Below are 22062 nucleotides of genomic sequence, written 5' to 3' on the forward strand. Positions count from 1 at the left end.
GATCCCGCGTAAGCCAGGACAGTCTAGGCTGGCGGATCGATACGGCGAAATATCCTCTGCACACCACAATTTCGTGGGCACCAGAAGTCATGGCAGCCGATTACCTATGCTCACTTCAGCACATACGGCGAGACCGAACTGCGGTGCTCGCTGATATCAAGCTTTTTCCCCAACGGTGGGAAGGCCCGCTGTGGACAATTGGTCCGTTCACATACTCGGCAGCCCGCACCGATGAGGGTGGGCTGCACCTCATCCAGGTCGAAACCGTCCGCGTAGACGACGCGCCCCGCGTGGCGCAGCTCGCAGCCCAGCCCGATCGCGAAGATCTTGCTCGGCTGGCCGTAGCGGATGGCCCGGCGCTCCACGGTGCGGGCGACCCACAGATATTTGCGCCCGTCGGGCATCTGCGCGATCTGGGTCATGATCTTGCCCGGGTAGGCGAAGGTCTCGTACACATTCCACAGCGGGCAGGTGCCGCCGCTGGAGGAGAAGTGGAATCCGGTGGCGGACTGGCGTTTCGACATATTTCCGGCCCGGTCCACCCGCACGAAGGAAAAGGGGACGCCGCGCAACTTGGGCCGCTGCAGTGTCGAAAGCCGATGGCAGATGGTCTCGTAACTCTGGGTGAAGAAGGCCGAGAGCCGCTCGATGTCGTAGCGGAAATCCTCGGCCACTTCATGAAAATGCGTGTAGGGCAGTACTGTTGCCGCGGCGAAATAGTTGGCGAGCCCGAGCATGGCCAGCTTGCGGGTGTCCTCGGAGGCGAAATTGCCCTCCTCGACCAACTTTGCGAGCAGATCGCCGCATTCGAAATAGGCGAGTTCGGCGGCGAGTTTGAAGGTGCGCTGCCCGCCGGACAGGTGTGGCGCGATCTCCAGCTGCCTGGTGTCCCGGTCGTAGCGGTGCAGGACGCCTTCGCCGAGGTCGATGCGCTCCACAATGCGCACCTCGTGCGCGCGCAGCCTGCGCGCGACCTCACTGCTCACATCGCCGCCGTGGAAACGGATGCGCGCGGTCAATTCCTCTGCGGCGGTATCCAATTCGTGAATATAGTTCTGCCGCTGATAGAAGTAGTCGCGCACCTCCTCGTGCGGTTTGCTGATCGCGGCGCTGCCCGAGCCGTCGGCGAAACGATCCTCGGTGGCGGCGGCCAGCTGGGCGGAGGTATTGCGGTAGCGCCGATGCATATTGACCATGGCGCGGGCCAGGCTGGGATGGGCCGAGACCATATCCGCGATCTCCTGGGTGTCGGCCTCGATGGCGAGCTCCTGATCCATCACGACCTCCTGGAGTTCGGCGATCAGCCGGGTGTCGTCCTGGGAGGAGAAGAAGGTCGCGTCGACGCCGAATACCTCGCTGATGCGCAGCAGCACCGGCACGGTGAGCGGGCGCACATCGTGTTCGATCTGGTTGAGGTAACTGGCCGAGATCTCCAGCTTCTGCGCCAGCGAGACCTGGCTCAGCCCGCGTTCGGTGCGCAGCTGCCGAAGCCGCGCGCCGACATATGTCTTGGCCATGCGCCCAGTTTATGGAGACCTTCGCATCCGTGCCAATGACTGATTAACACCCGGGGCGAGCAATGTGTCACCCCGCCGGGTTACCGTCGAGGCTGTGTTGGTCGCTGACGTGGTGCAAGCCTCGGAGAATGTGCGCGCGACCAGGTCACGCAAGGCGAAGATCGCCGCGCTGGCCGGGTTGCTGGGCGCGGCCGCGCCCAGCGAACTCGCCGCGGTGGTGGCCTGGGTGTCCGGTGAGCTGTTGCAGGGCCGGATCGGCACGGGTTGGCGCACCGTGGCCGGATTGACGCAGGAACCGGCCGCCGTTGCGACGCTGACGGTTTCGGCGGTCGACGCGACGCTCACCGAGTTGGCCGCCGTATCGGGCGCGGGTTCGGCGGCCCGCCGCAGGGAGTTGCTCGCCGAATTGTGGCGGGCGGCCACCGAGGCCGAGCAGGGATTCTTCATCCGCCTGCTGACCGGGGAGCTGCGACAGGGCGCGCTCACCGCGATCGTGGCCGAGGCGGTGGCCCAGGCGGCGGGCGTTCCGCTGGAGCTGGTGCGCCGAGCCTACATGCTCTCTGGGCAACTGCCGGTCACCGCCGTGGCCGCGATGAGCGGCGGCGCGGCGGCGCTCGCCGAATTCCGGCTGACGGTCGGCAGGCCGATCCAGCCGATGCTGGCCTCGCCCGGCGCATCATTGGACGAGGCGCTGGCCGAACTCGGCGAGGTGATCGTCGAGCTCAAAATGGACGGCGCGCGAATACAGGTGCACCGCAACGACTCTCAGGTATGGGTGTTCACCAGGACGCTGCGCGATATCACCGCGAGTGTGCCGGAGCTGGTGCGGTTGGTCGCGGAACTGGACTGCACCAGCGTGGTGTTGGACGGAGAGACGTTGGCGCTCAACGATTCCGGCCGCCCCCGCCCATTCCAGGAGACGATGAGCCGGTTCGCCGTGCTGGATCCGACCCTCATCCCGCCGGGCGCGAGCTCCACCCGAGACCTGTTGCTGCACCCCTATTTCTTCGACTGCCTGCACCTCGACGGGCAAGATCTGCTGGACGCACCGCTACACGAGCGCCGCATCGCGCTGGCCAAGGTCGCCGCGGCGCACAGCATGCCCGCGCTGGTCCGGCCCGATGGCGAGGCCGCGGCGGAATATTTCGACGGCGCGCTGGCCGCCGGGCACGAGGGCGTGATGATCAAATCGCTCACCGCGCCGTACGCGGCGGGCCGACGCGGCCGTTCCTGGCAGAAGATCAAACCGACGCATACGCTCGACCTGCTGGTGCTCGGCGCCGAATGGGGTTACGGCCGTCGCACCGGCTTCCTGTCCAATCTGCATCTCGGCGCACGCGATCCGGAAACCGGCGAGCCGGTGATGGTCGGCAAAACCTTCAAGGGCCTCACCGATGCGCTATTACGTTGGCAGACAGCGGAATTCCCGCTGCACGAACGTGCGCGTGACGAATACGCGGTCTACCTGCGCCCCGAACTGGTCGTCGAGATCGCCTTGGATGGCGTGCAGGTGAGCCCGCGCTATCCGGGCGGCGTCGCGCTGCGCTTCGCCCGGGTGGTTCGCTACCGCCCCGACAAGGATCCGGCCGATGTCGACACGATCGATGCGGTGCGCGCGCTGCTGCCGGGCGCGGGTTGAGCGAATTCCGCTGTGCCACTGTAAATATGGGCTCCATATTCGGCCGCGCTCCGATCACACTGCAATGGCGGTTGGTTCGGTTCTGGAGGGTTTCGGCGCGTGCGGAGTGTGAGGTGTCTGCGCGGCGCGCGGATATTCGGGAGTTTCACGGCGGCGCTGGCCGTCGCGGCGGTACTGGCCATCGCGGCCGCACTGCTCGCACCCGGTGCGCATGCCGATCCGGTCGGTGAATTACTCAATCCCGCAAGGATTCCCGCGGATATCCTGCCGACGCCGCTGGACGATCCCTTTTACTCGCCTCCGCTGGGATTCGAAAAGCTCGCTCCCGGAACGGTTCTCGCGTCCCGTCCGGGCGGAACACCATCCGGCACGGTCCCGGTGACCTCGACCGAGCTGCTGATCCGGTCCGCCGACGCCAAGGACAATCCGGTGCCGGTGGTCGCGACATTGCTCGTCCCGGTCGCGCCGTGGCCGGGATCCGGTCCGCGCCCGTTGGTTTCGTACAACGCCGCGATCGACTCGCTCGGCAACAAATGCGCGCCGTCCTACAAGCTGCGGCAGGGTTCGTCCGACAAGATGTTGGAGACCAATATCTCCCTGGCCAAGGGATACGCGGTGGTGATTCCGGATCACGAGGGACCGCGGCAGGCGTACGCCGCGGGACGGATGGCCGGGCACGCGGTGCTCGACGCCATCCGCGCCGCGATCAGCACACCGGAACTCGGATTGCGTCCGGACGCGCCCGTCGTGGTCACCGGATATTCGGGCGGCGCCATCGCAAGCGGTTGGGCCGCCCAGCTCGCCCCCGAGTACGCGCCCGACGTGCACCTGGTCGGCGCGGCGTTCGGCGGTGTGCCCGCCGATTTCGGCCTGCTGCTCGCCACGATGAACGGCAAGAACGCCGCATCGGGTGTCTTCCTGGCCGCGACCCTCGGCCTGGCCAGGGAATATCCCGAGATGCTCGAGCTGATGAACGACAACGGCTGGCGGCTGGCCCGGCTCGGACGCGATATGTGTGTCAACGCGGAGGGCGTGCTCGGCGCGGTCGCGCCGCTGACGGTGCAGACATTCACCGACCAGAAGGCGCCCACCGAGCTGCCGATGGTCAAGCGGATCCTGGCCGAGAACCGGTTGGGCGCGAGCGCGCCGACGGTGCCGGTATTCCTGTATCACGGCGCGAACGAATTCTGGATCCCGCTGGCCAGCGCGACCAACCTCTATCACGACTGGTGTGGGCAGGGCGCCCAGGTGCGCTTGGAGGTCTACCTCGGCGAACACTCGGTGGTCGGCCTCAGCGGCATTCCCGGGGCCACCGGCTGGATCGAGGATCGCTTCACCGGAAAACCCGCGCCGACGGGCTGTTCGAGCTTCGGTCTGTAAGAAGACGTTCATGTTAGAGCATGCCGATGGCTGCCCGGCATTGGGCAACCGTTTGGCAATCAATGAACGCGGTACCGCACACTGTAGGTGTGACCGGTGAACTACTTGTTCTATTGATCGTCATCATCACGGCACTCGCATTCGATTTCACCAACGGTTTTCACGACACCGCCAATGCGATGGCGACCTCCATCGCCACCGGTGCGCTGCCGCCCAAGGTGGCTGTCGCGTTGTCCGCGGTGCTCAATCTGTTGGGCGCCTTCCTCTCCGTCGCGGTCGCCGCGACCGTTGCCAAGGGCATCGTCCGGCTGGACGCGGTCCACGGACACGATCTGTTGATCATCGTGTTCGCCGGTCTGGTCGGCGGCATTCTGTGGAACCTGCTCACCTGGCTGTTCGGCCTGCCGTCGAGTTCATCGCACGCGCTGTTCGGCGGGTTGATCGGCGCGACCATCGCCGCGCTCGGCTGGGGCGGGGTGATTTGGGCGAAGGGCGCGGACGGGGTGGTGACCAAGATCATTCTGCCTGCCGTGCTCGCGCCGATCGTCGCCGCGCTGGTCTCGGCCATCGGCACCTGGGCGGTCTACCGGATCACCCGGCGCTCCGATCCGGACGAGGTGAGTGCGGGATTCCGCTGGGGTCAGATCGGTTCGGCCGCGCTGGTCTCGCTCGCGCACGGCACCAACGACGCGCAGAAGACCATGGGCGTCATCTTCCTGGCGCTGGTCGCGCACGGCACCCTCACCAAGAACGACGAGATGCCGCTCTGGGTGATGGCCGCCTGTGCCCTCGCCATCGCGCTCGGCACCTACCTCGGCGGCTGGCGCATCATCCGCACGCTCGGCAAGGGTCTGGTCGAGATCGACTCACCGCAGGGCCTGGCGGCCGAGACCGCTTCGGCGGCAATCATTCTCAGCTCGGCGCACTTCGGCCTGCCGCTGTCGACCACACAGACCGCCACCGGATCCATCCTCGGCACCGGCCTCGGCAAGGGCGCCGAGGTGCGCTGGGGCGTGATGGGCCGGATGACCGTCGCCTGGCTGCTCACCCTGCCGCTGGCCGGTATCGCGGGCGCGATCTGCTGGGCGCTGGCGCATTTCATCGGCGGGCTGCCCGGGGTGCTGGTGGTGTTCGCGCTGCTGGTCGTGCTTTCGGCGGCGATCTATCTGCGCTCGCGGCGGGATCCGGTAAGCGGTGACAATGTCAACGAATGGCCGGCCGACACCGAAACCGTCGCCGAGCCGAAGCATTCGGCGCAGGTATAGGAGGCGCTGTGCACACGCTGATCACGAATCTGAACGCGCTGTGGAAGGTGCTGCTCGCCGGGCTGGTGCTCGGCGCCGGACTGCCGATCATCTTCGCATTCGGGGTACGGCTGTGGACGGTCGCGGTCCCCGGAGGCGGTGCGGCGCAGCGCAATTACCCGGCGCTGGCCGGTGCGTTCGCCTGTTTCGCCGTGGTGATCGCGGCTATCGTCACCGGAATCCTCTACACCGCGAAGGCCTTCATCGCCGCGCGATTCGGTATCCACATGTTCGGACAGGGGTGATGCCGTGACTGAGCAGTCGAAGTTCGGGCAGCTGCGGCCGCGCGTGCTCAGCCGGGTGATCGGCTGGCTGCGGGCCGGATATCCGCAGGGCATTCCGCAATCGGACTATGTCGCGCTGTTCGCCGTGCTGCACCGGCACCTCACCGACTACGAGGTGGTCGCGATCGCCGAGGAATTGGCCGACGGACGCGAGGAGGGCGCGATAGGCCGCGACGAGATCGAACAGGCCATCGCCCGTTTCGCCAAGGAACAACCCGGCGAGGCCGATGTCGCGCGCGTCGCATCGCATCTGGCCGCCGGTGGCTGGCCGCTGGCGACACCACTATCCGAAACCGACTGAAAAGCGTTCGCCTATGCCACCTTTCCTCAACGCGATCATCGATTGGCTGCGGGCCGGCTATCCGGAGGGCGTCCCGGAATCCGACTACGTCCCGCTGCTCGCGCTGCTGCGCAGGCGGCTGTCCGACGACGAGGTGCGCCAGATCGCCGAGGAACTGTGGTCCACCGGCGAGCATCCGATCGATAAGACCGATATCCAGGTGCTGATCACCAAGGTCACCAACGAGATGCCGTCCGAGCCGGATGTCGCGCGGGTGCGGGCCCGGCTGGAGGCCAGGGCTTGGCCGCTCAACGACTGAGGTGCTCCGGATAGAAGAAGGTGGCGTTCGGCCGGATCGAGACGCCCGGGATGTAGTCGTATGGGCGCTGCACCGAGATGGTCGGCGGGCCACCGGCCGGATCGCGCCACACGTGGATGGTCCAGTATCGACCGGTTGTCGGACCGAAGGCCGAGGTCGGGAGCGGTACCAGGTCGCCGCTGGATGCGCCGCGGTAGTGCTCCGGCGGCGGCTGCGGGGTGAAGGTCCAGTCGGCCAGTGCGTGCACGCCCTGCTCGTGTACGAACCAATCCAGTTGGCTCACACAGAGATCGGGTGAGGTCGGCAGCGCGGCGGGGGTGTACGCGGTGTCGTGCTCCCAGCCGATGAGCTGATACGGGAATGCGGGCCGGTACGGGTCTTTCACATACGGAACCTGCGGATTCGGCCGGTAGAACAGCGCCGCCGGATACCCGGAACGCACCTGCTGACCGATGAACGAATCCGCGCGGGCGATCGTGACGCCGAGATTCACGAAGCTGGTGAGCATATTCGGCGGCACCGGATAGCCCACGGCGGCCAAACCGGCCAGATCCACCGGACCGCGCAGCGTTGTCAGGTTTCCGAGCCGGGCGAGTACCCGCGCCTCGTCTTGGCGCAGCGCGGTCGTGCGCGCCTCACCATCGCAAAAGCCTATGTCCGCGTTCGCTTTCGGCGGTATCGATGGCAGCGTGCACAGTGCCGCGACCGCAACCGCCCATCCGATCCGCGCGCTTCGCATGCGTTCGAATTATAGCGATACGGCATGAAATGCGGCGGAGGCGCCTACGGTCCGCGTGTCGGGGCCAGCCGCGCCACTGGATCGGAAATATGCTGGTAGATAACGGGTTTCGGGAATCCGCCGCGGCCGGACACGCGCAGAGCGATCGCGCGTGCCCGGCGCGGCGTTTCCCGCGAGTGTCGAGATCAGTCGTAGTGATCATGGCTGGGGAGCCTGCGCAGCCCTGCCGACACCTCGTAGGCCAGATCCTCGTAGCCGAGTGCCAGTTCGGCGAGGCGCTCCCACGCCGCGTGTACTACCCACTCCGGCGCTTCGGCAATGATCCGGTGTGCGGTCACCGAGTACTGGGCGAGCCGATCCACCACGGCGCCAACGCTTTCGGTGTGCATATGCGCACCGCCGTACGGTAGTGGCAGTTCGCTGGCGACCCAGCGGTCGATGGCGTGCACCAGCCTGGTGCGGTGTTCATCGATCGCCGCGGCTGCGCCCGGCCGAGCCTCCATGCGGCGTCGATGTAATCCCGCCAGAAAATAAGCGGATTCGAGCACGGGATGTCCATTCACCGGTGCCGCCCGGCATGCGGCGAGCAGTTGTTCCTTGGCTGGCAATGGTTCCATCGGAATAACCCCCTGAAGCGAATTACCTTGCTGGACAAGCAGTTCTGTGTGTGACCGGTGGATATCGATCGCCTGCGTGGGTCGATGACGGTTCGCTTCGCCCGCCATCGCGCTATCCGCTTGTCGAGGGGTTTCTTGTGACCGGGCATCGGGGGCAGCCCGGTTCCGCACGGTGATGTGTTGTAGATGCCTCCCTGCATCCAGGTGATCGGATTGCTCTATCGCACAAAGGTTTTGCTCTCGAGGCGGCGCCGATGAGCGCGCCGCCGTCAGCGGCGATGCCGTCCGGGTGGACGGGTGAACCGCTTGCGGCGTCGGTGTGGCCCTATCTCCCATGGGCTTTCGGTTACCGCGAGACCGATTGCCTCCAGTGCGGTGAGGCCCATGTGGCGAGCCAGGTCTTCCACCCACGCCGCCGCATCGGCCGCCTGAATCGCGGCAGTTGCCTGCTCGGTGGATAGCATCCGGCCCCGCAGGTACGACACCACCCAGCGATCATCGGCGACCCGGCGTGCCTGATGGGCCGTGTGGTCGCCCACCATCCACACTCGATCGATGACATGCACAGACATGAGAACCCCCTTGGACATCCCGCCGCCGTGCGGGCCCGGCAAGAGAGCTCCCGCCTGTGATGTGTGACACGCGAAGATTAGAGTCCGGTCGATAGATACGTCAAGTTGACGTATCGAAAAGGTGGAATCCGGGATCGACGTGCCGCGTAGTAGTTTCATCCCACGCACTGCCAGAGCTGGAAGGATCCATCGGACGATGGCACCACTCTCGCCAACGGTCGCTCGTTGGGAGCTTATGCTGCGAATCAGGCGTCGCCGCAACGAGTTCGACGTCAGTCCCGGCGTAATCGCCAAGGAGCTCGGATTCACCCTGTCCTATTGGTCCAAAGTGGAGAAGGAACGGATCCTCGCCGCGGACAAACTCAAGCGGCTGATGGAACTGCTCGAGTTCGACCCCGCCGAACAAGCGGAGATGCTGCGGCTGCGGGAGGCCGCCAAGCAGCGCGGTTGGTGGTCGGCCTACGGTGGGCTGCTTCCGGTCGAGATCGCCCGGCTGTACGGCCTGGAATACGGCGCGGACAGCATCCGAACCTATTCGAGCGTGCTGGTGCCCGGGCTGCTGCAGACCGCGGACTATGCCCGAGCGGTGATAGACAACGACATCGCTCGCGTCCGCAAGGTCGAAATCGATAGTTGGGTCCAGGTGCGAATGCACAGACAGCATCGGCTGTCCGGCGCCGATCCGCTGCGACTGACCGCGATCATCGGCGAGGCGGCGCTGGCTCAGCAAACCGGTGGCGCCGAGGTGATGGAAGGTCAGCTGCGCCATCTGCTTTCGGTGGTCGAACGGCATCCGGCCGTCGATATCCGGGTGATCCCGTTCGAGGCGCCCGGTGGTGCGCTACTGGGCGGTGCGACATTTCATCTGCTCGGATTCGACAGCGCCCTGCTGCCCGATATCGCCTGGACCGAGACGTTGCTGCATCTCGGTGTGGTCGAGGATGCGGAGCCGGTGCACAACGTCGACACCATGTTCGCGATCGCACTCGCGGACCACGCGCTGTCGCCCGCGGATTCGCTCACGCTGATCGAACGCAGACTGAGCGGGCGGTAGACGCGCCGACTCGGGTCGTCGTATTCGCCGGGGGGTTGCCCGAATCGTCCGATCGTTACGCGACCGAGCAATACTCCCAGCTGACTCACAGCTCGATTCGCTGCATCCTCGAGTTCGCGGGCGCAGCATAGAAACTGTCGAGATCGAGTCGGGGTGAACGCACTGCCCGCGTCCATCCTTCCCTGCCGACCGGCGGCGTCACCTAGCCAGCGCCGCCGGCCAGCCCTCCCGCTCGACGACAAACGAGTGGATGCTCCCAGCCATCCCTCCCCAGCCGACCGGCGGCGCCATCCCCTGCAACCAGCGCCGCCGGTCGGACCCATATTTGCTTGAAATCGCAACTACAGCGCGAGTAGCGCGAGAAAGTGCGTCACCTCCGAATGGATGGCGGCACGGGCGGGGTTCAGGTATTTGCGGGGGTCGGAGAGCTCGGGCGAACTGTCCAGGACCTCGCGGATCGCCCGAGTCCAGCGGACATTCAACGCGGTGGCTATGTTGACTTTGGTCATGCCGTGTTCGACGGCGGCGCGCAGGCCGGGGTCCGGGACGCCGGACGAACCGTGCAGCACCAGCGGGACGGGGACCTTGGCCGCGAGCCGGGCGATGAGTTCGTTGTCGAGTTCGGCGGTGCGGGTGTGCATGGCATGCGATGAGCCGACGGCGACGGCGAGGGCGTCGACCCCGGTGCTCGCGACGAATTCGACGGCCTCGTCGGGGTCGGTGCGGACGCCGGGGGCATGCGCACCGTCCTTGCCGCCGACCTCGCCGAGCTCGGCCTCGACGAAGACGCCGCGATCGTGGCACCAGCGGGTGATCTCGGCGGTAGCGGCGACATTGGCGGTGTAGTCGAGGGTCGAACCGTCGAACATCACCGAGTGAATGCCGAGATCGACCGCGGCGCGCACCAATTCGGGGTCGGTGGCGTGGTCGAGGTGTACCGCGACGGCCGCGGGGGAGTCGGCCGCAATGCGCAGGCAGGCGAGGGCCAGTGGCGCGATGCCGCCGTGGTAGCGCACCGTGTTTTCCGAAAGCTGAAGCACCACCGGCCTTTTCGCATCCTCGGCGGCGGTGGCGATGGCCTCGGCGTGCTCCAGCGTTATCACGTTGAAGGCGCCGAGGCCGCCGGGGCGGGCGGCGGCGATCAGTTCGGGCACGGGCGTCAACGGCATAGGGTGTTCTCCTCGGGGCGAACGGGTGTCATCGGGCGGTCTCCTTGGCGCAGGCCAGTTCCGCCACCACGACGGTCGGGAGCAGGCGGTCGCGCAGACAGCGATCGATCTCGCCCGCCACCGGGACCACGACGGCCGAGGCGGAGGTCGCGACCGCGTCGGTCAGAATGGCGGGCCAATCCGGTATCGCGGTCTCCGAGAGCAGCGCCATCACCGCTGCGGTCGCGGAATCGCCCGCACCGGTGGGATTTCCGGAAATCGGCTCGGGCAGCGCCGCGGTCCACGCGCCCTCGGCGGTGACCGCGACCATGCCCTCGGCGCCCCTGGTGGCGATCACCGCGCGCACGCCGCGCTCGATGAGCGGCTGCGCCGCGGCGGCCACCTCGTCGGCGGTGCGCGGCGAGCCGCCCGTGAGCCGTTGCAGCTCATCGGTATTCGGCATGAGGACGATGCCGGGCACCCTGGCGGCGAGCCGCAGCGCCTCACCGTCGACATCGCAGATGGTCGGGATATCCGCGGCGAGCGCCGAGCGCGCGATCTGCGCGGGCAGCCCGGGATCGATGCCCCCGGGCAACGATCCGGAGATCACCAATCCGTTGATATCGGGCAGCATTCCGGTCACCCGGACCGCGAGCTGCTCGGCGGCATGGGGATTGGTGATCCTGGCGCCCGGCTCCCACAGCGCGGTCGCGGTACCGTCCACCGATTCGCTGATCACCACCGTGCGGCGCACCCAGGGCAGCGCGTGCACGAAATCCACCGGCATTTCCAGCTCGGCCGCCGCGGCGAACGCATGATCGCTGAAACCGGTTGCGCGCGCGTATTTTCCGAGTTGATTCAGCACCCTGGTGACGTTGATGCCTTTGCCGCCGATGCGCTGCTCCACCGATCTGACCCGGTGCGCCTGCCCGCGCTCGAATCGTTCGACTCGGTAGGTCATATCGTAAGCGGGATTCATTGTCACGGTGAGGATCACGACAACCACTCTCCTCGCCTGAGCACCCGGCGCAAGCGGAGATCGCGATCTACGACAATAAGATCGGCAAACAGACCGGTCCGCAGGTCGCCGACGCCGGTGAGCCCGATCGCCTGTGCCGGAACGGAACTGGCCGCGCACACCGCATCCCGCAGCGGCACACCGCATTCCAGGGCGGCCCAGCGCACGCAATCGAGCAGGGTGCTGGTGCCGCCCGCGATCGAACCGTTGGCGATGCGGGCGACGCCGTCGGTCACCGTCACCTGCTGCGGTCCGAGCACGTATTCCCCGTCCGGCATGCCCGCCGCCTGCATGGCGTCGGTGATCAGCGCGACCCGTCCCGGCGCGGTCGCGAAGACCAGTTCGCCGAAGCCGGAGTCGATGTGAACGCCGTCGCCGATCAGTTCGACGATCGCGTCGCCGTCGCCCGCGGCGACCAATCCGGCCGCGACCGGCCCCGGCCTGCGATGGTGCAGGGGCGGCATCCCGTTGGCCAGATGGGTGACGAGGCTGCCGAATCCGTTCGGCCGCAACGCGGCGCGGAACAGCGGGAATTCGGTATCGCTGTGGCCGAGCGAAACCACCACGCCGCAGTCCGAAAGCCGTTGTGCCACTTTGTCATATCCGACCCGCTCGGGTGCGAGCGTCATCACCCGCAGCTGTCCGCCCGCGGCGGTGAGCAGCCGTTCGGTGAGCTCGGGATCGGGATCGCACAGATAACGCGGATCCTGTGCGCCGCACCGGGCCTCGGCCAGAAACGGCCCTTCGGCGTGTATCCCGCCTATGGTCCCGTCCTCGGCCAAACCGCGCAGCATCGCGACCTGCGCGACCATCTCGTCTCCCGGTGCGGTGACCACGCTGGCCAGCAAGGTCGTCGTGCCGCGCCCGTGATGGAATTCGGCGGCGCGGCGCGCCTCGTCGGCGTCGACGGTGTCGAACCGGTGGCCGTAGCCGCCGTGGTTGTGGATGTCGACCAGTCCGGGCAGTATCGTGCCCTGGAATTCGGGAGTCGGTGAATCAGGATGGGTCGCAACCCATTCCGCGAACGGTGTGACGTCGGCGATCCGGTCGCCGAGTATGGAGACCACGCCGTCGTACATCTCGGCGCCTGCCGCGACGATCCGGCCGCGGACCGCGCGCTGATTCAGCGCGCCCACGGGCACCACCAAACGCCGGACCGGCCGCACCGCAGGCACTCGCCCGACAGCTCACCTTTCTGCGTCAGCTCGAATTCGTCTGAGCGCTCTTCGTTATCGTGCGGGCGCAGGCCGGCAATGGCCAGCCGGTGCGGGACCGCGCGGGAGAGTGTCTTCCCGCGGTGCGGGTGGGGCTGATGGAACCGAGATCCACGGTGGCTCATAGGAGATCTCCATAGCGGGCGAAACGGGCGGCACCGATGAGTCCTGCGCGCGCACCGAATCGGCCGACGACCACTTCGGGTGCCGGTACCAGGCGCAGGCGTTCGGAAATCGCTTGGTGCAGTGGTTCGGTCAGCGCGGCGCCCGCGCCCGCGAGGCCGCCGCCGAGCACCACCAGCCGCGGGCAGACCGCGTGCACCACCCCGATCAGCCCGTCGGCCAGCGCATCGACCGCGTCGGCGATCACCGCCTTGGCATCGGGGTCGGTGTCCAGCAGGGCGAAAACCTCTGCGGCGCCCCGGGTTTCGTGACCCGTCCGGGCGGCGTAGGCCCGCGCGACCGACGCGCCGGACGCCACGGTTTCCACGCAGCCGATATTGCCGCAGGCGCAACGCAATCCGTTCGGGTAGCGCACCGGAATGTGCCCGTACTCGCCGACCTGTCCGTATCCGCTGCGCACCAACCGTCCGCCGACGGAGAGGGTGCCGCTGATCCCGGTGCCGAGCATCAGCACGCACACATCGTCGACGCCCTGGCCCGCGCCGAAACGCCATTCGGCCCAACCCGCGACGGTGACGTCGTGCTCGAACAGCACCGGCATACCCCATGGCTCGCTGAACCGGTCGCCGATCACCACGTCGCGCCAGCCGATATTGCTGCTGAACACCGCCATATCGCGCGCGATATCGACGATGCCGGGCACGATCACCGCGCCGCGGGCGACGAGATCGCGCTGCGCGTCGGTCAATTCGGCGAGCAACTGGTCACCGAGCGCCACCATGGTGTCGAAAGCGGCCTCGCCCTTGGGTGTTTCGAGCACGCCCGCCGCGTAGACGAGGCCCGCCGCATCGGTGACCTCGCCCTTCATCGTCGTTCCGCCGACGTCGATGCCGAGCACCAACGCGTCTGGGGAAAGATCCCCAGTGAATTCCGCAGCTCCCATTTCGGGCACAGTAGTTCCCGGCCGCGCTGATGTCGTCGGCTTCGAAGTCGCGCCGGTCACCGTGTGCCCCTGTCTCACTGGTCCAGGATGATCGAGCGGGCCAGGCTGCGCGGGTGATCGGGGTCGAGGCCGAGATCGGCCGCCCGCAGGATGCAGAGCTGTTGCACTCGAACGAGATCGGCCATCGGATCGATTTCGCGGTATTCCAGATGGGCCCCGGTGGCCGCGACATCGGCCTCGAAATTCGGCTCCAGCGGCCCGAATGCCCACACCGCGCGACCGGGCGTCGCGATGCTGATCGGGCCGTGCCGCCATTCGGTGGCCGGATAGCTCTCGGTCCAGGACTGGCAGGATTCGCGCAGTTTGAGCCCGGCCTCATCGGCGATGGCGGCGGCGAAACCCATTCCGACGAAGCTGATCTGCTCGGCCTTGCGCACCGCGGCGAGCGATTCGGCCGGATCCTCGGCGAGTACGGCGCGCGCCTGGGCGACCACCGGGTTCAGGTCCTCGCCGAGGTGCCAGCGCAGGATGGCCAGCGCGGTGGTGGCGAAACGCGTTTGTACCACCGACTTTTCATCGACCTCATCGATGAGGATGGGATCGCCCAGGCCGAGCACCGGGGTGCCGGGGCTGCTGCAGACGACGGTGCGCGGAATATCCGCCGGAATCTGTCGCATGGCATTGACCACCTCGGTGGTCGTGCCGGAACGGCAGATCACCAGGTAGCGGTCGTATTCGCGACCGAAGCGCACCTGGCTGGCCGGCCACGCGTCGGTCAGGCCGTGGCCCGCCTCCTCGCGCAGCGCGGAGATCGCGCGGGACATGAACAGGGAAGTGCCACAGCCGATTACGGCGACGCGCTCGCCCTCTTGGGGCAGCACGGCCTTGTGGTCGGCGGCGATCGTCGCGGCGCGGACCCAGTCTTCGGGCTGGGTGGCGACCTCGGTGGCGAGGTGGGTCACGGGGGTGGAATGAGCGGAGATCGGCACACGAACAGAATCCGCCCGGTGATCGTTCATGTCAAATATCTGAGCGAAACAGTCACACTCGATCACTATTGGGTCTAGATTGTTGGTCAAACGATCGTTCGTTCCATCATCATCGGTCCGATGGTGTGGGTGCGCACTTTTTGAAAGGTTCTGCTCGTGAAAAGACCACTCCACGGCATAGTGGCCGGGGTCGCGATAGCCGCAAGCGTTGTGCTGGCGACGTCGTCGTGTGGGTTCGGGTCGAAGAGTTCCGACGACTCCGACACGACGATCAACTTCCTCGCCCCCGTCTACAGCGACGGTCCGACCGGCACCAAAGCGCTGTGGGACGGCATCATCGCGGACTTCAAGAAGGCGAATCCGGGCATCGACGTCAATTTGCAGATGGAGTCCTGGAACTCGATCAACGACGTGGTGCGGACCAAACTGCAGTCCAAGTCGACAACCCCGGACATCCTGAATATCGACGCGTACTCCACCTTCGCCGCCGACGGCCAGCTGTACCCGGCCTCGGATATCGTCTCCGATCAGGTGCTCGCCGATATCGAGCCGGCCTTCAAACAGAACGCTTCGATCAACGGCACCCAGTGGGCGCTGCCCCTGTTCGCCTCCACCCGGACGTTGTTCTACAACAAAGATCTGTTCGCCAAGGCGAATATCGCCGCGCCGCCCAAGACCTGGGCCGAGCTGACCGATGACGCCAAGAAGATCCAGGCGCTCGGCGGCGGCGTTTCCGGCTACGGCCTGCCGCTCGGCAGCGAGGAGGCGCAGGGCGAGACCTCCATCTGGACCTTCGGCGCGGGCGGCAGCTGGTCCGACGGTGACAAGCTCACCATCAACACCCCGCAGAACCTCGAGGGTGTGCAGGCGATGCGGGCGATGATCGATTCCGGTGCGACGGAACCGAATCCGGGCGCGACCGACCGCAAGGACGTGATCAACGCCTTCATCCAGGGCAAGATCGGCATGATCGAGGGTCTGCCGCCGACCATCGGCCAGATCAAGGACAAGAACCCGAGTCTGCAGTACGCGACCGCGCCGTCGCCCACCAAGAGCGGCACCCCGGTCACCCTCGGCGTCGCCGACCATCTGATGGCGTTCAAGAAGGACGGCAAGAAGACCGACAGCATCAAGAAGTTCCTGACCTTCTTCTATCAGGCCAATACCTACGCCAACTTCGTGCAGCACGAGGGCTTCATCCCGATCACCAAGTCGGCCGCGGCCAAACTCGCCGACGACCCGGTGACCAAGGCATTCGCCGCGACGCTCCCGGTGGCCAAGTTCTACCCGAGCAACAACCCGAACTGGGCCAAGGCGCAGGGCGCGATCCGGCAGCAGATGGGGACCATCGGGCAGGGACAGGACCCGGCGCAGGTCCTACAGCGGGTTTCGGATGCCGCTAAGTAACGTGCGACGCGGTAAGGGCACGCTGGCGGCGATGCCGTGGATCGGACCCTCGCTGGTCCTGATCGCGGCCATCGTCGCCTTCCCCGCGCTCTACATGGTGTGGACCAGCACCCGCAAGCTCAGTGCGTACGGACAGGACCGCGGGGCCGCCGGTTTGGCGAATTACCGTGCCCTGTTCGGTATTTCGGAGCTGGGCACGGTGCTGCTGCACACGGTGGTCTGGGTGGTCGCGGTCGTCGGGATCACCCTGCTCATCTCGGCCGGGCTCGCCCAGTTCCTGAACAAGGACTTTCCGGGCCGCACCGCGGTCCGGATGGCGGTCCTGATTCCGTGGGCGGCCTCGGTGGTGATGACGACGACGGTCTTCTACTACCTGCTCGATCCGGATTACGGCATCTTCAACCGGCTGTTGGTCGATATCGGGTTGCTGGATCGCGGTTACGGGTTCACCAAACAGCCGACCCAGGCGTTCATCGTCGCGATCGTGGTGGCCGTCTTCGTCTCCATTCCGTTCACCACCTACACGATTCTGGCTGGGCTGCAATCGATTCCGGCCGAGATCGAGGAGGCGGGCCGGATCGACGGCGCGGGCGCGTGGCAGCGCTACCGGTATCTGACGCTGCCGCAACTGCGTTCGGCCCTCGCGGTGGCCACCATCATCAACATCATCAACTGTTTCAACTCGCTGCCGATCCTGCAGGTGATCACCGGCAGCATCGCCGGATTCCAGGCCGACACCACGACGACGTTGACGTTCAAGCTGATTCGGCAGAACCAGCACGTCGACACCGCCGCCGCGATGAGCGTGTTCAACTTCGTGCTGATCATCGTGATCATCGCGATATACGTGAAGCTCATCAAACCGACGCAGCAGGTTGACGCATGACTACCCAGACCGATTTGGCGCGGATCGAAACCGTAACCGTCCCACCGGAACACACGCTGGAACGGCGCGGTGGCCGAACCAGGCGCAGGCGCTGGGAGCTCAGCGCGGTCGGTGCGGTGATCGCACTGATCTTCCTCGCGCCCTATCTGGTGATGCTGCTCGGCTCGCTGAAGAGCCGCGCCGAAATCCTGCGCATCCCACCGACTTATCTGCCGGAGAAGTGGCATCCGGATAACTACTCCACCATGTGGAATACGCCGGAGACGCCGCTGCCGTTCAATCTGGCGAGCACCGTCATCATTTCGGTGTGCGCCACCGTGCTGGTGCTGCTGGTGGCCATTCCGGCCGCGTATCACACCGCGCGCCACCGGTTTCCGGGTAAGGCGATCTTCCTCGGGCTGGTGCTCGTCACCCAGATGTTGCAGCCGACCGTATTGGTCACCGGCCTGATCCGGGAATTCTTCACCCTCGGCATCAACGACACCTGGCTGGCCATGATCCTGGTCAACGCGGCGTTCAACCTGTCGTTCGCGGTCTGGATCATGCACAGTTTCTTCGCCGGTGTTCCGGTGGAGATCGAGGAGGCGGCCCAACTCGACGGCCTCAACCGCTTCCAGATCCTGACCAGGGTCAGCCTGCCGCTGGTCTGGCCGGGCATCGTGACGGCGACGATCTTCGTCGCGGTGTCGTGCTGGAACGAATTCGCCGCCAGCCTGGTGGTGCTGACCACGCCGGAGAATCAGCCGCTCTCGGTGGCGCTGACCAAGTTCATCGGGCAATACGACACCTCGTGGCAATACGTTTTCGCCATTTCCACCGTCGGCATTGTTCCGGTCGTCATCCTGTTCGCGCTGATCGAGAAGCGCCTGGTGGCGGGTCTGACCGCGGGAAGTGTGAAGTAGAGCCGACCGGCGCGCGGCACACCATGGAGAGTCCGCTCTCGGTTTGCCGGAACCGTGTGCCGCCCGTCGGTTGCCCGCGGTATGTTCGGGCGCTTATGTCGGTGAATCCGGTCGATTCCGGCGGTCTGTCGGGGATTCGTTGGCGGGGGCGCCCGAATTTCGGATCGATTTTCGAGTGTCCCCTGATTGATGAAGGATCGATCGGCTGTAGTGGGTCGGGAATCGGTGCGCGAGATGGCCTAATAACAACTCGCACAGGCGATTTCGTTGACTCGGTGGCCGCGGACGTTCGGTGCGCAGAGGTAGCGGCGCGGATGCCGGAGCCGGGCCGCATTGCGCGGTAGCATCGAACGGTGGCACGGCGGGATGACGAAACCAAAGACGGTCGCAGCTACGGCGGACTGTCCAAGGAGCAGCGGGTAGCACAGCGGCAGACGCGATTGATCGATGCGGCGTTGGAGTTATTCGGTACCCAGGGTTATGCCGCGACATCGATCGAAAAGTTGTGTGCGGAGGCCAATGTCTCCACGCGCAGCTTCTACGAGGATATGGGCAGCCGCGAGGCGCTGCTCATCGCGCTGGTGAATCGTACGACCTCGCACGCCGTCGAGCGGGCATTGGCGGCCCTGGAGAAATCCGAGGGCGAGCCGCTGGCCGATCGGGTGGTGCACGGATTCCGGGCGTACCTGGAGGTGACCTGCGCCGATCACCGCTCGGCCCGGGTGTGTTATGTCGAAGTGGTCGGAGTCAGTCCCGCCGTGGAGAATTGGCGGCGCCAGCAGCGCAGGTTGTTGTCCATGCTGATGACCAGCGAGGCCGAGCGGGCGGTGGAGCGCGGGGAGATCAAGGCGCGGCGTTTCGACCTTTTCACGCTCGCGGTGATCGGCGCGGTGAACTCGCTGGCCCAGGAATTGGTGCAGACCACGCTGCCCGACACCACTGTCTCAGTCGACGAAATATGCGATGAGATCGCGCATTTCGTCAATTCCGGACTCGGCATGGCCTGATTTTCGAATTCGTCCCAGAGGGGGTCGGGCGGTTCTGTGCAAACTATCTGAAAAGATGTCTTGCCGAATTGGCTCGGAATTCTCTAGAGTCGGTATGACCCGCACCGGTACGCGGCGGGCGACGATTCACCGGAGGGAGCGGGTATGTCTGCCATCGGCAGCGTGGTGCGCGCGGCGGCCGTCAACGCGCATGCGGTGGGCGTGCTGCAGCGCGCCGGGATGATCAATCTGCTTGCGCCACTGGATATTTCACGCGCGGCGCGGGCGGTGCGGCGGTACGGCGCGATCGCCGGGCCGGTGCGCATCTCGGCGCGGCGGGAGCCGGACCGGGTCGCGGTGATCGATGAGCTCGGCCCGCTGACCTACCGTGAATTGGAGGCGCGTGCCAACGCGTTGGCCCGCGGTCTGCTCGATCTCGGTCTCGGGCCGGGCAGTACGGTCGCCACGCTGATCCGCGACCGTCGCGAATTGGTCGACACCATGCTCGCCGCCGCGCGGATCGGGGCGCGATTGGTGCTGCTCAACACCGGCTTCGCCGGCCCACAGTTGGCCGATGTCGCGGTGCGCGAGGGTGTACACGCCGTTGTGTACGACCAGGAATTCCACGGCTTGCTGGCGGAGTTGCCCGCTGAGATCCGGCGGGTGGTCGCGGCGCATGACGACGCCGGGGTCGGCCGGATTCCATCGGTCGATGAGCTGATCTCGGACCATGCGGCGGACGAATTGCCGCCGCCCATCCGGCAGGGCGGTTTCGTGCTGTTGACCGGCGGCACCACCGGCCTGCCCAAGGGTGTCCCGCGCGAGGTGCGCTCGCCGCTGGCTGCCGCGGCTCTGCTGGAACGAATTCCACTGCGCCGCAACCAGACCGCGGTGTTGGCCGCGCCGCTATTCCACGGTACGGCCCTGAATCAGTTCATGCTGGCGCTGTCCCTGGGCTCGACGGTGGTGTTGCGCAGGCGATTCGACGCCGAGGCGACGCTGGACGCGGTCGATACGCACCGCGCCGAGGTGCTGGTACTGGTGCCCACCATGTTGCGCCGCATACTCGAGCTGGGGCCGACGGTGCTTGCCAAGTATGAAACATCAAGCCTACAAGTGATTTTCAGTGCCGGATCGGCGCTGCCCGCCGCGCTGGGCGATGCCGCCGTCCGGATGTTCGGTGAGGTGCTCTACAACTTCTACGGCTCCACCGAGGTCGGCGTCGCCGCCGTCGCGACCCCCGAGGACTGGCGCGCCGCGCCGGGTACCGTCGGCAGGCCGCCGACCGTGTGCACCGTACGACTCTATGACGAAAATGGTTGCGTGATAACCGAACCCGACCGCCGTGGCACCATCTATGTGCGCAGCATGCTCTCGTTCGGCGGCTACTCGGGTGGCGGCACCAAAGACAGCATCGACGGTTTGCTGTCCTCCGGCGATGTGGGGCACTGGGATTCGGGCGGCAGGCTGTTCATCGACGGCCGCGATGACGACATGATCGTCTCCGGCGGCGAAAACGTCTTTCCCGGTGAGGTGGAGGAACTGCTCTACGGGCACCCGGATATCGCGGACGCGGCCGTCGTCGCGGTTCCCGACGACGAATTCGGCCAGCTGCTCGCGGCTTTCGTGGTCCGGCGGCCCGGCGCCGCGCTGGATGCCGACGCGGTGCGCGCCCATGTGAAGGCGAATCTGGCCCGGTTCAAGGTGCCGAGAGAGGTCGTATTCGTCGACGAACTGCCGAGGACGAGTACCGGGAAGCTGATGCGCGGGGAGCTGTCCGCGGGCTGAGTTGGCTCGGCGGTTCCTGCGACCTTCGTCGTTGGGCCGCCTTGGACATGCGCCGCTGAGGCGATTTCGCGCGGTCGCGCGGCGCGCTGTGGTCATATTGTTCGCGTGCGTACAGAAATGGCAGGTCGCGGCGAGCGGAGCGGCGGGAAATGACCGGGTCGACGGATCGGCCGCAGCGATGGAATCGGTTGCTGGAACTGCTCGCCGAATCGGGCAGGCTCTCGGTGGAGGACGCTGCGGAGCGGCTGGGGGTCTCACCGGCCACGGTGCGGCGCGATTTCACCGCGCTGGCCGAACAGCAGCTGGCCACCCGCACGCATGGCGGCGTCGTCGCCACCTCGGTGGCGTACGACCTGCCGGCCCGCTATCGGCAGACCGGCGGCGAGGCGAAACAGCGGATCGCGGAATATGCTGCGGCACTGGTGGATCCGAGCGCGGTGGTCGGGTTCAACGGCGGCACCACCACCTCGGCGGTCGCGCGGGCGCTGGCCGGGCGGCCCGATCTCGGCAAGTCGGCGGACGATCAACTGACCATCGTGACCAACGCGCTCAATATCGCGGGCGAGATGGTGCTGCGCCCGCATCTGCGGACCATCTGTTTGGGCGGGGTGGCCCGCCGCGAATCCTATGAGTTGCACGGCCCGCTGGCCGAGCGGGCGCTGGCGGAGTTGCATCTGGACGAGCTGATCCTCGGCGTGAACGCCATCTCCGCGGCGGGCGGCGCGCAGTGCAGACATATCGATGAGGCGGGGGTGAATACCGAGATGGTGCGGCGGTCGCACCACGTCATCGTGGTCGCCACCGCGGACAAATTGGAGAAGACGGCGTTGGCCAGGATCTGTCCGATCGAGGAGGTCGACCTGCTGATCACCGATGCGGCGGCGGATCCGGTCGCGCTGGCCGCGATTCGGTCGACGGGGGTACGGGTCGACGTCGTCTAGCGTGACGGGTGG

The 22062-nt window shown here is 66.4% G+C and carries 22 protein-coding genes; 13 read left to right on the forward strand and 9 right to left on the reverse strand.

Features of this window, described 5'->3' with window-relative positions; all coding sequences use genetic code 11:
- Window positions 1-110 precede the first annotated feature (110 nt).
- Window positions 111-1517 carry an acetate metabolism transcriptional regulator RamB gene (ramB, locus tag LGY53_RS09195; protein ID WP_225726195.1) on the reverse strand — a complete coding sequence of 469 codons (1407 nt, stop codon included), beginning with the start codon at window positions 1515-1517 and terminating at the stop codon, window positions 111-113.
- A gap of 94 nt (window positions 1518-1611) precedes the next feature.
- Here ramB and LGY53_RS09200 point away from each other — a divergent pair, with 94 nt between their 5' ends.
- From LGY53_RS09200 to LGY53_RS09225, 6 genes are all read left to right on the forward strand, one after another.
- Window positions 1612-3156, forward strand: coding sequence for an ATP-dependent DNA ligase (locus LGY53_RS09200; protein ID WP_225726196.1), 1545 nt, complete (start codon window positions 1612-1614; stop codon window positions 3154-3156).
- Between the two features lie 99 nt (window positions 3157-3255).
- Window positions 3256-4536, forward strand: coding sequence for a lipase family protein (locus LGY53_RS09205; RefSeq protein WP_225726197.1), 1281 nt, complete (start codon window positions 3256-3258; stop codon window positions 4534-4536).
- A gap of 89 nt (window positions 4537-4625) precedes the next feature.
- A complete protein-coding gene (locus LGY53_RS09210) occupies window positions 4626-5801 on the forward strand; it encodes an inorganic phosphate transporter (RefSeq protein WP_225726198.1) in 1176 nt (391 codons plus the stop codon).
- An 8-nt stretch (window positions 5802-5809) separates the two neighbouring features.
- A complete protein-coding gene (locus tag LGY53_RS09215) occupies window positions 5810-6085 on the forward strand; it encodes a hypothetical protein (protein WP_225726199.1) in 276 nt (91 codons plus the stop codon).
- A gap of 4 nt (window positions 6086-6089) precedes the next feature.
- Complete coding sequence (locus LGY53_RS09220) at window positions 6090-6425, forward strand: DUF3349 domain-containing protein (protein ID WP_225726200.1); 336 nt, start codon at window positions 6090-6092, stop codon at window positions 6423-6425.
- A 13-nt stretch (window positions 6426-6438) separates the two neighbouring features.
- Complete coding sequence (locus LGY53_RS09225) at window positions 6439-6723, forward strand: DUF3349 domain-containing protein (protein ID WP_225726201.1); 285 nt, start codon at window positions 6439-6441, stop codon at window positions 6721-6723.
- Here the strand turns inward: LGY53_RS09225 and LGY53_RS09230 are convergent.
- The 3 genes from LGY53_RS09230 to LGY53_RS09240 all read right to left on the reverse strand — a co-directional run bounded on the left by LGY53_RS09230 (window position 6713) and on the right by LGY53_RS09240 (window position 8651).
- Window positions 6713-7462, reverse strand: a complete 750-nt coding sequence (locus tag LGY53_RS09230) for a hypothetical protein (RefSeq protein ID WP_225726202.1) — start codon at window positions 7460-7462, stop codon at window positions 6713-6715. The two genes, LGY53_RS09225 and LGY53_RS09230, sit on opposite strands and share 11 nt — an antisense overlap.
- Window positions 7463-7647: 185 nt before the next feature.
- Window positions 7648-8079, reverse strand: coding sequence for a DUF4254 domain-containing protein (locus LGY53_RS09235; protein ID WP_225726203.1), 432 nt, complete (start codon window positions 8077-8079; stop codon window positions 7648-7650).
- A 269-nt stretch (window positions 8080-8348) separates the two neighbouring features.
- Window positions 8349-8651 carry a hypothetical protein gene (locus LGY53_RS09240; RefSeq protein ID WP_167478295.1) on the reverse strand — a complete coding sequence of 101 codons (303 nt, stop codon included), beginning with the start codon at window positions 8649-8651 and terminating at the stop codon, window positions 8349-8351.
- 235 nt (window positions 8652-8886) lie between these two features.
- Between LGY53_RS09240 and LGY53_RS09245 the strand changes: the two genes are divergently transcribed.
- Window positions 8887-9705, forward strand: a complete 819-nt coding sequence (locus tag LGY53_RS09245; protein WP_225726204.1) for a Scr1 family TA system antitoxin-like transcriptional regulator — start codon at window positions 8887-8889, stop codon at window positions 9703-9705.
- A 341-nt stretch (window positions 9706-10046) separates the two neighbouring features.
- Here LGY53_RS09245 and LGY53_RS09250 read toward each other — a convergent pair whose 3' ends face one another.
- The 5 genes from LGY53_RS09250 to LGY53_RS09270 form a co-directional block, all read right to left on the reverse strand.
- Window positions 10047-10874, reverse strand: coding sequence for a class II fructose-bisphosphate aldolase (locus LGY53_RS09250; protein WP_225726205.1), 828 nt, complete (start codon window positions 10872-10874; stop codon window positions 10047-10049).
- A gap of 28 nt (window positions 10875-10902) precedes the next feature.
- The gene (locus LGY53_RS09255) at window positions 10903-11850 is read right to left on the reverse strand and encodes a 1-phosphofructokinase family hexose kinase (RefSeq protein ID WP_225726206.1); all 948 of its coding nucleotides are present in this window, start codon (window positions 11848-11850) and stop codon (window positions 10903-10905) included.
- On the reverse strand, window positions 11847-13007 hold the full coding sequence (locus LGY53_RS09260; protein WP_225726207.1) for an N-acetylglucosamine-6-phosphate deacetylase: 1161 nt from the start codon (window positions 13005-13007) through the stop codon (window positions 11847-11849). The genes LGY53_RS09255 and LGY53_RS09260 overlap by 4 nt, the downstream gene beginning before the upstream one ends.
- Before the next feature lie 199 nt (window positions 13008-13206).
- A complete protein-coding gene (locus tag LGY53_RS09265; RefSeq protein WP_225726208.1) occupies window positions 13207-14151 on the reverse strand; it encodes an ROK family protein in 945 nt (314 codons plus the stop codon).
- Between the two features lie 74 nt (window positions 14152-14225).
- A complete protein-coding gene (locus LGY53_RS09270) occupies window positions 14226-15140 on the reverse strand; it encodes an SIS domain-containing protein (RefSeq protein ID WP_225726209.1) in 915 nt (304 codons plus the stop codon).
- A gap of 156 nt (window positions 15141-15296) precedes the next feature.
- On the opposite strand from LGY53_RS09270, the gene LGY53_RS09275 reads away from it, so the two are divergent.
- From LGY53_RS09275 to LGY53_RS09300, 6 genes are all read left to right on the forward strand, one after another.
- On the forward strand, window positions 15297-16547 hold the full coding sequence (locus tag LGY53_RS09275; RefSeq protein WP_225726210.1) for an extracellular solute-binding protein: 1251 nt from the start codon (window positions 15297-15299) through the stop codon (window positions 16545-16547).
- Window positions 16534-17433: a carbohydrate ABC transporter permease gene (locus LGY53_RS09280; RefSeq protein WP_225726211.1), complete on the forward strand. Its 900-nt coding sequence runs from the start codon at window positions 16534-16536 to the stop codon at window positions 17431-17433. Before LGY53_RS09275 ends, LGY53_RS09280 begins: the two co-directional genes overlap by 14 nt.
- A complete protein-coding gene (locus tag LGY53_RS09285; protein WP_225726212.1) occupies window positions 17430-18335 on the forward strand; it encodes a carbohydrate ABC transporter permease in 906 nt (301 codons plus the stop codon). Before LGY53_RS09280 ends, LGY53_RS09285 begins: the two co-directional genes overlap by 4 nt.
- A gap of 353 nt (window positions 18336-18688) precedes the next feature.
- Window positions 18689-19342 (forward strand): TetR/AcrR family transcriptional regulator, encoded by a 654-nt coding sequence (locus LGY53_RS09290; protein ID WP_225726213.1) that lies wholly within the window; start codon window positions 18689-18691, stop codon window positions 19340-19342.
- A 144-nt stretch (window positions 19343-19486) separates the two neighbouring features.
- Window positions 19487-21109 carry an AMP-binding protein gene (locus LGY53_RS09295; protein ID WP_305082706.1) on the forward strand — a complete coding sequence of 541 codons (1623 nt, stop codon included), beginning with the start codon at window positions 19487-19489 and terminating at the stop codon, window positions 21107-21109.
- 149 nt (window positions 21110-21258) lie between these two features.
- On the forward strand, window positions 21259-22050 hold the full coding sequence (locus LGY53_RS09300) for a DeoR/GlpR family DNA-binding transcription regulator (protein ID WP_167478286.1): 792 nt from the start codon (window positions 21259-21261) through the stop codon (window positions 22048-22050).
- Window positions 22051-22062 lie beyond the last annotated feature (12 nt).

This window comes from Nocardia sp. JCM 34519.1 (assembly GCF_020361265.1).
Classification (GTDB): Bacteria; Actinomycetota; Actinomycetes; order Mycobacteriales; family Mycobacteriaceae; genus Nocardia; species Nocardia arthritidis_A.

Excerpts from the sequence above, each read along its gene's own strand:
- LGY53_RS09245 (WP_225726204.1), top strand. The coding sequence starts at position 8,887 with ATGCTGCGAATCAGGCGTCGCCGCAACGAGTTCGACGTCAGTCCCGGC.
- LGY53_RS09230 (WP_225726202.1), bottom strand. The coding sequence starts at position 7,462 with ATGCGAAGCGCGCGGATCGGATGGGCGGTTGCGGTCGCGGCACTGTGC.
- ramB (WP_225726195.1), bottom strand. The coding sequence starts at position 1,517 with ATGGCCAAGACATATGTCGGCGCGCGGCTTCGGCAGCTGCGCACCGAA.
- LGY53_RS09295 (WP_305082706.1), top strand. The coding sequence starts at position 19,487 with ATGTCTGCCATCGGCAGCGTGGTGCGCGCGGCGGCCGTCAACGCGCAT.
- LGY53_RS09280 (WP_225726211.1), top strand. The coding sequence starts at position 16,534 with ATGCCGCTAAGTAACGTGCGACGCGGTAAGGGCACGCTGGCGGCGATG.
- LGY53_RS09265 (WP_225726208.1), bottom strand. The coding sequence starts at position 14,151 with ATGGGAGCTGCGGAATTCACTGGGGATCTTTCCCCAGACGCGTTGGTG.
- LGY53_RS09225 (WP_225726201.1), top strand. The coding sequence starts at position 6,439 with ATGCCACCTTTCCTCAACGCGATCATCGATTGGCTGCGGGCCGGCTAT.
- LGY53_RS09235 (WP_225726203.1), bottom strand. The coding sequence starts at position 8,079 with ATGGAACCATTGCCAGCCAAGGAACAACTGCTCGCCGCATGCCGGGCG.
- LGY53_RS09285 (WP_225726212.1), top strand. The coding sequence starts at position 17,430 with ATGACTACCCAGACCGATTTGGCGCGGATCGAAACCGTAACCGTCCCA.
- LGY53_RS09240 (WP_167478295.1), bottom strand. The coding sequence starts at position 8,651 with ATGTCTGTGCATGTCATCGATCGAGTGTGGATGGTGGGCGACCACACG.
- LGY53_RS09250 (WP_225726205.1), bottom strand. The coding sequence starts at position 10,874 with ATGCCGTTGACGCCCGTGCCCGAACTGATCGCCGCCGCCCGCCCCGGC.
- LGY53_RS09300 (WP_167478286.1), top strand. The coding sequence starts at position 21,259 with ATGACCGGGTCGACGGATCGGCCGCAGCGATGGAATCGGTTGCTGGAA.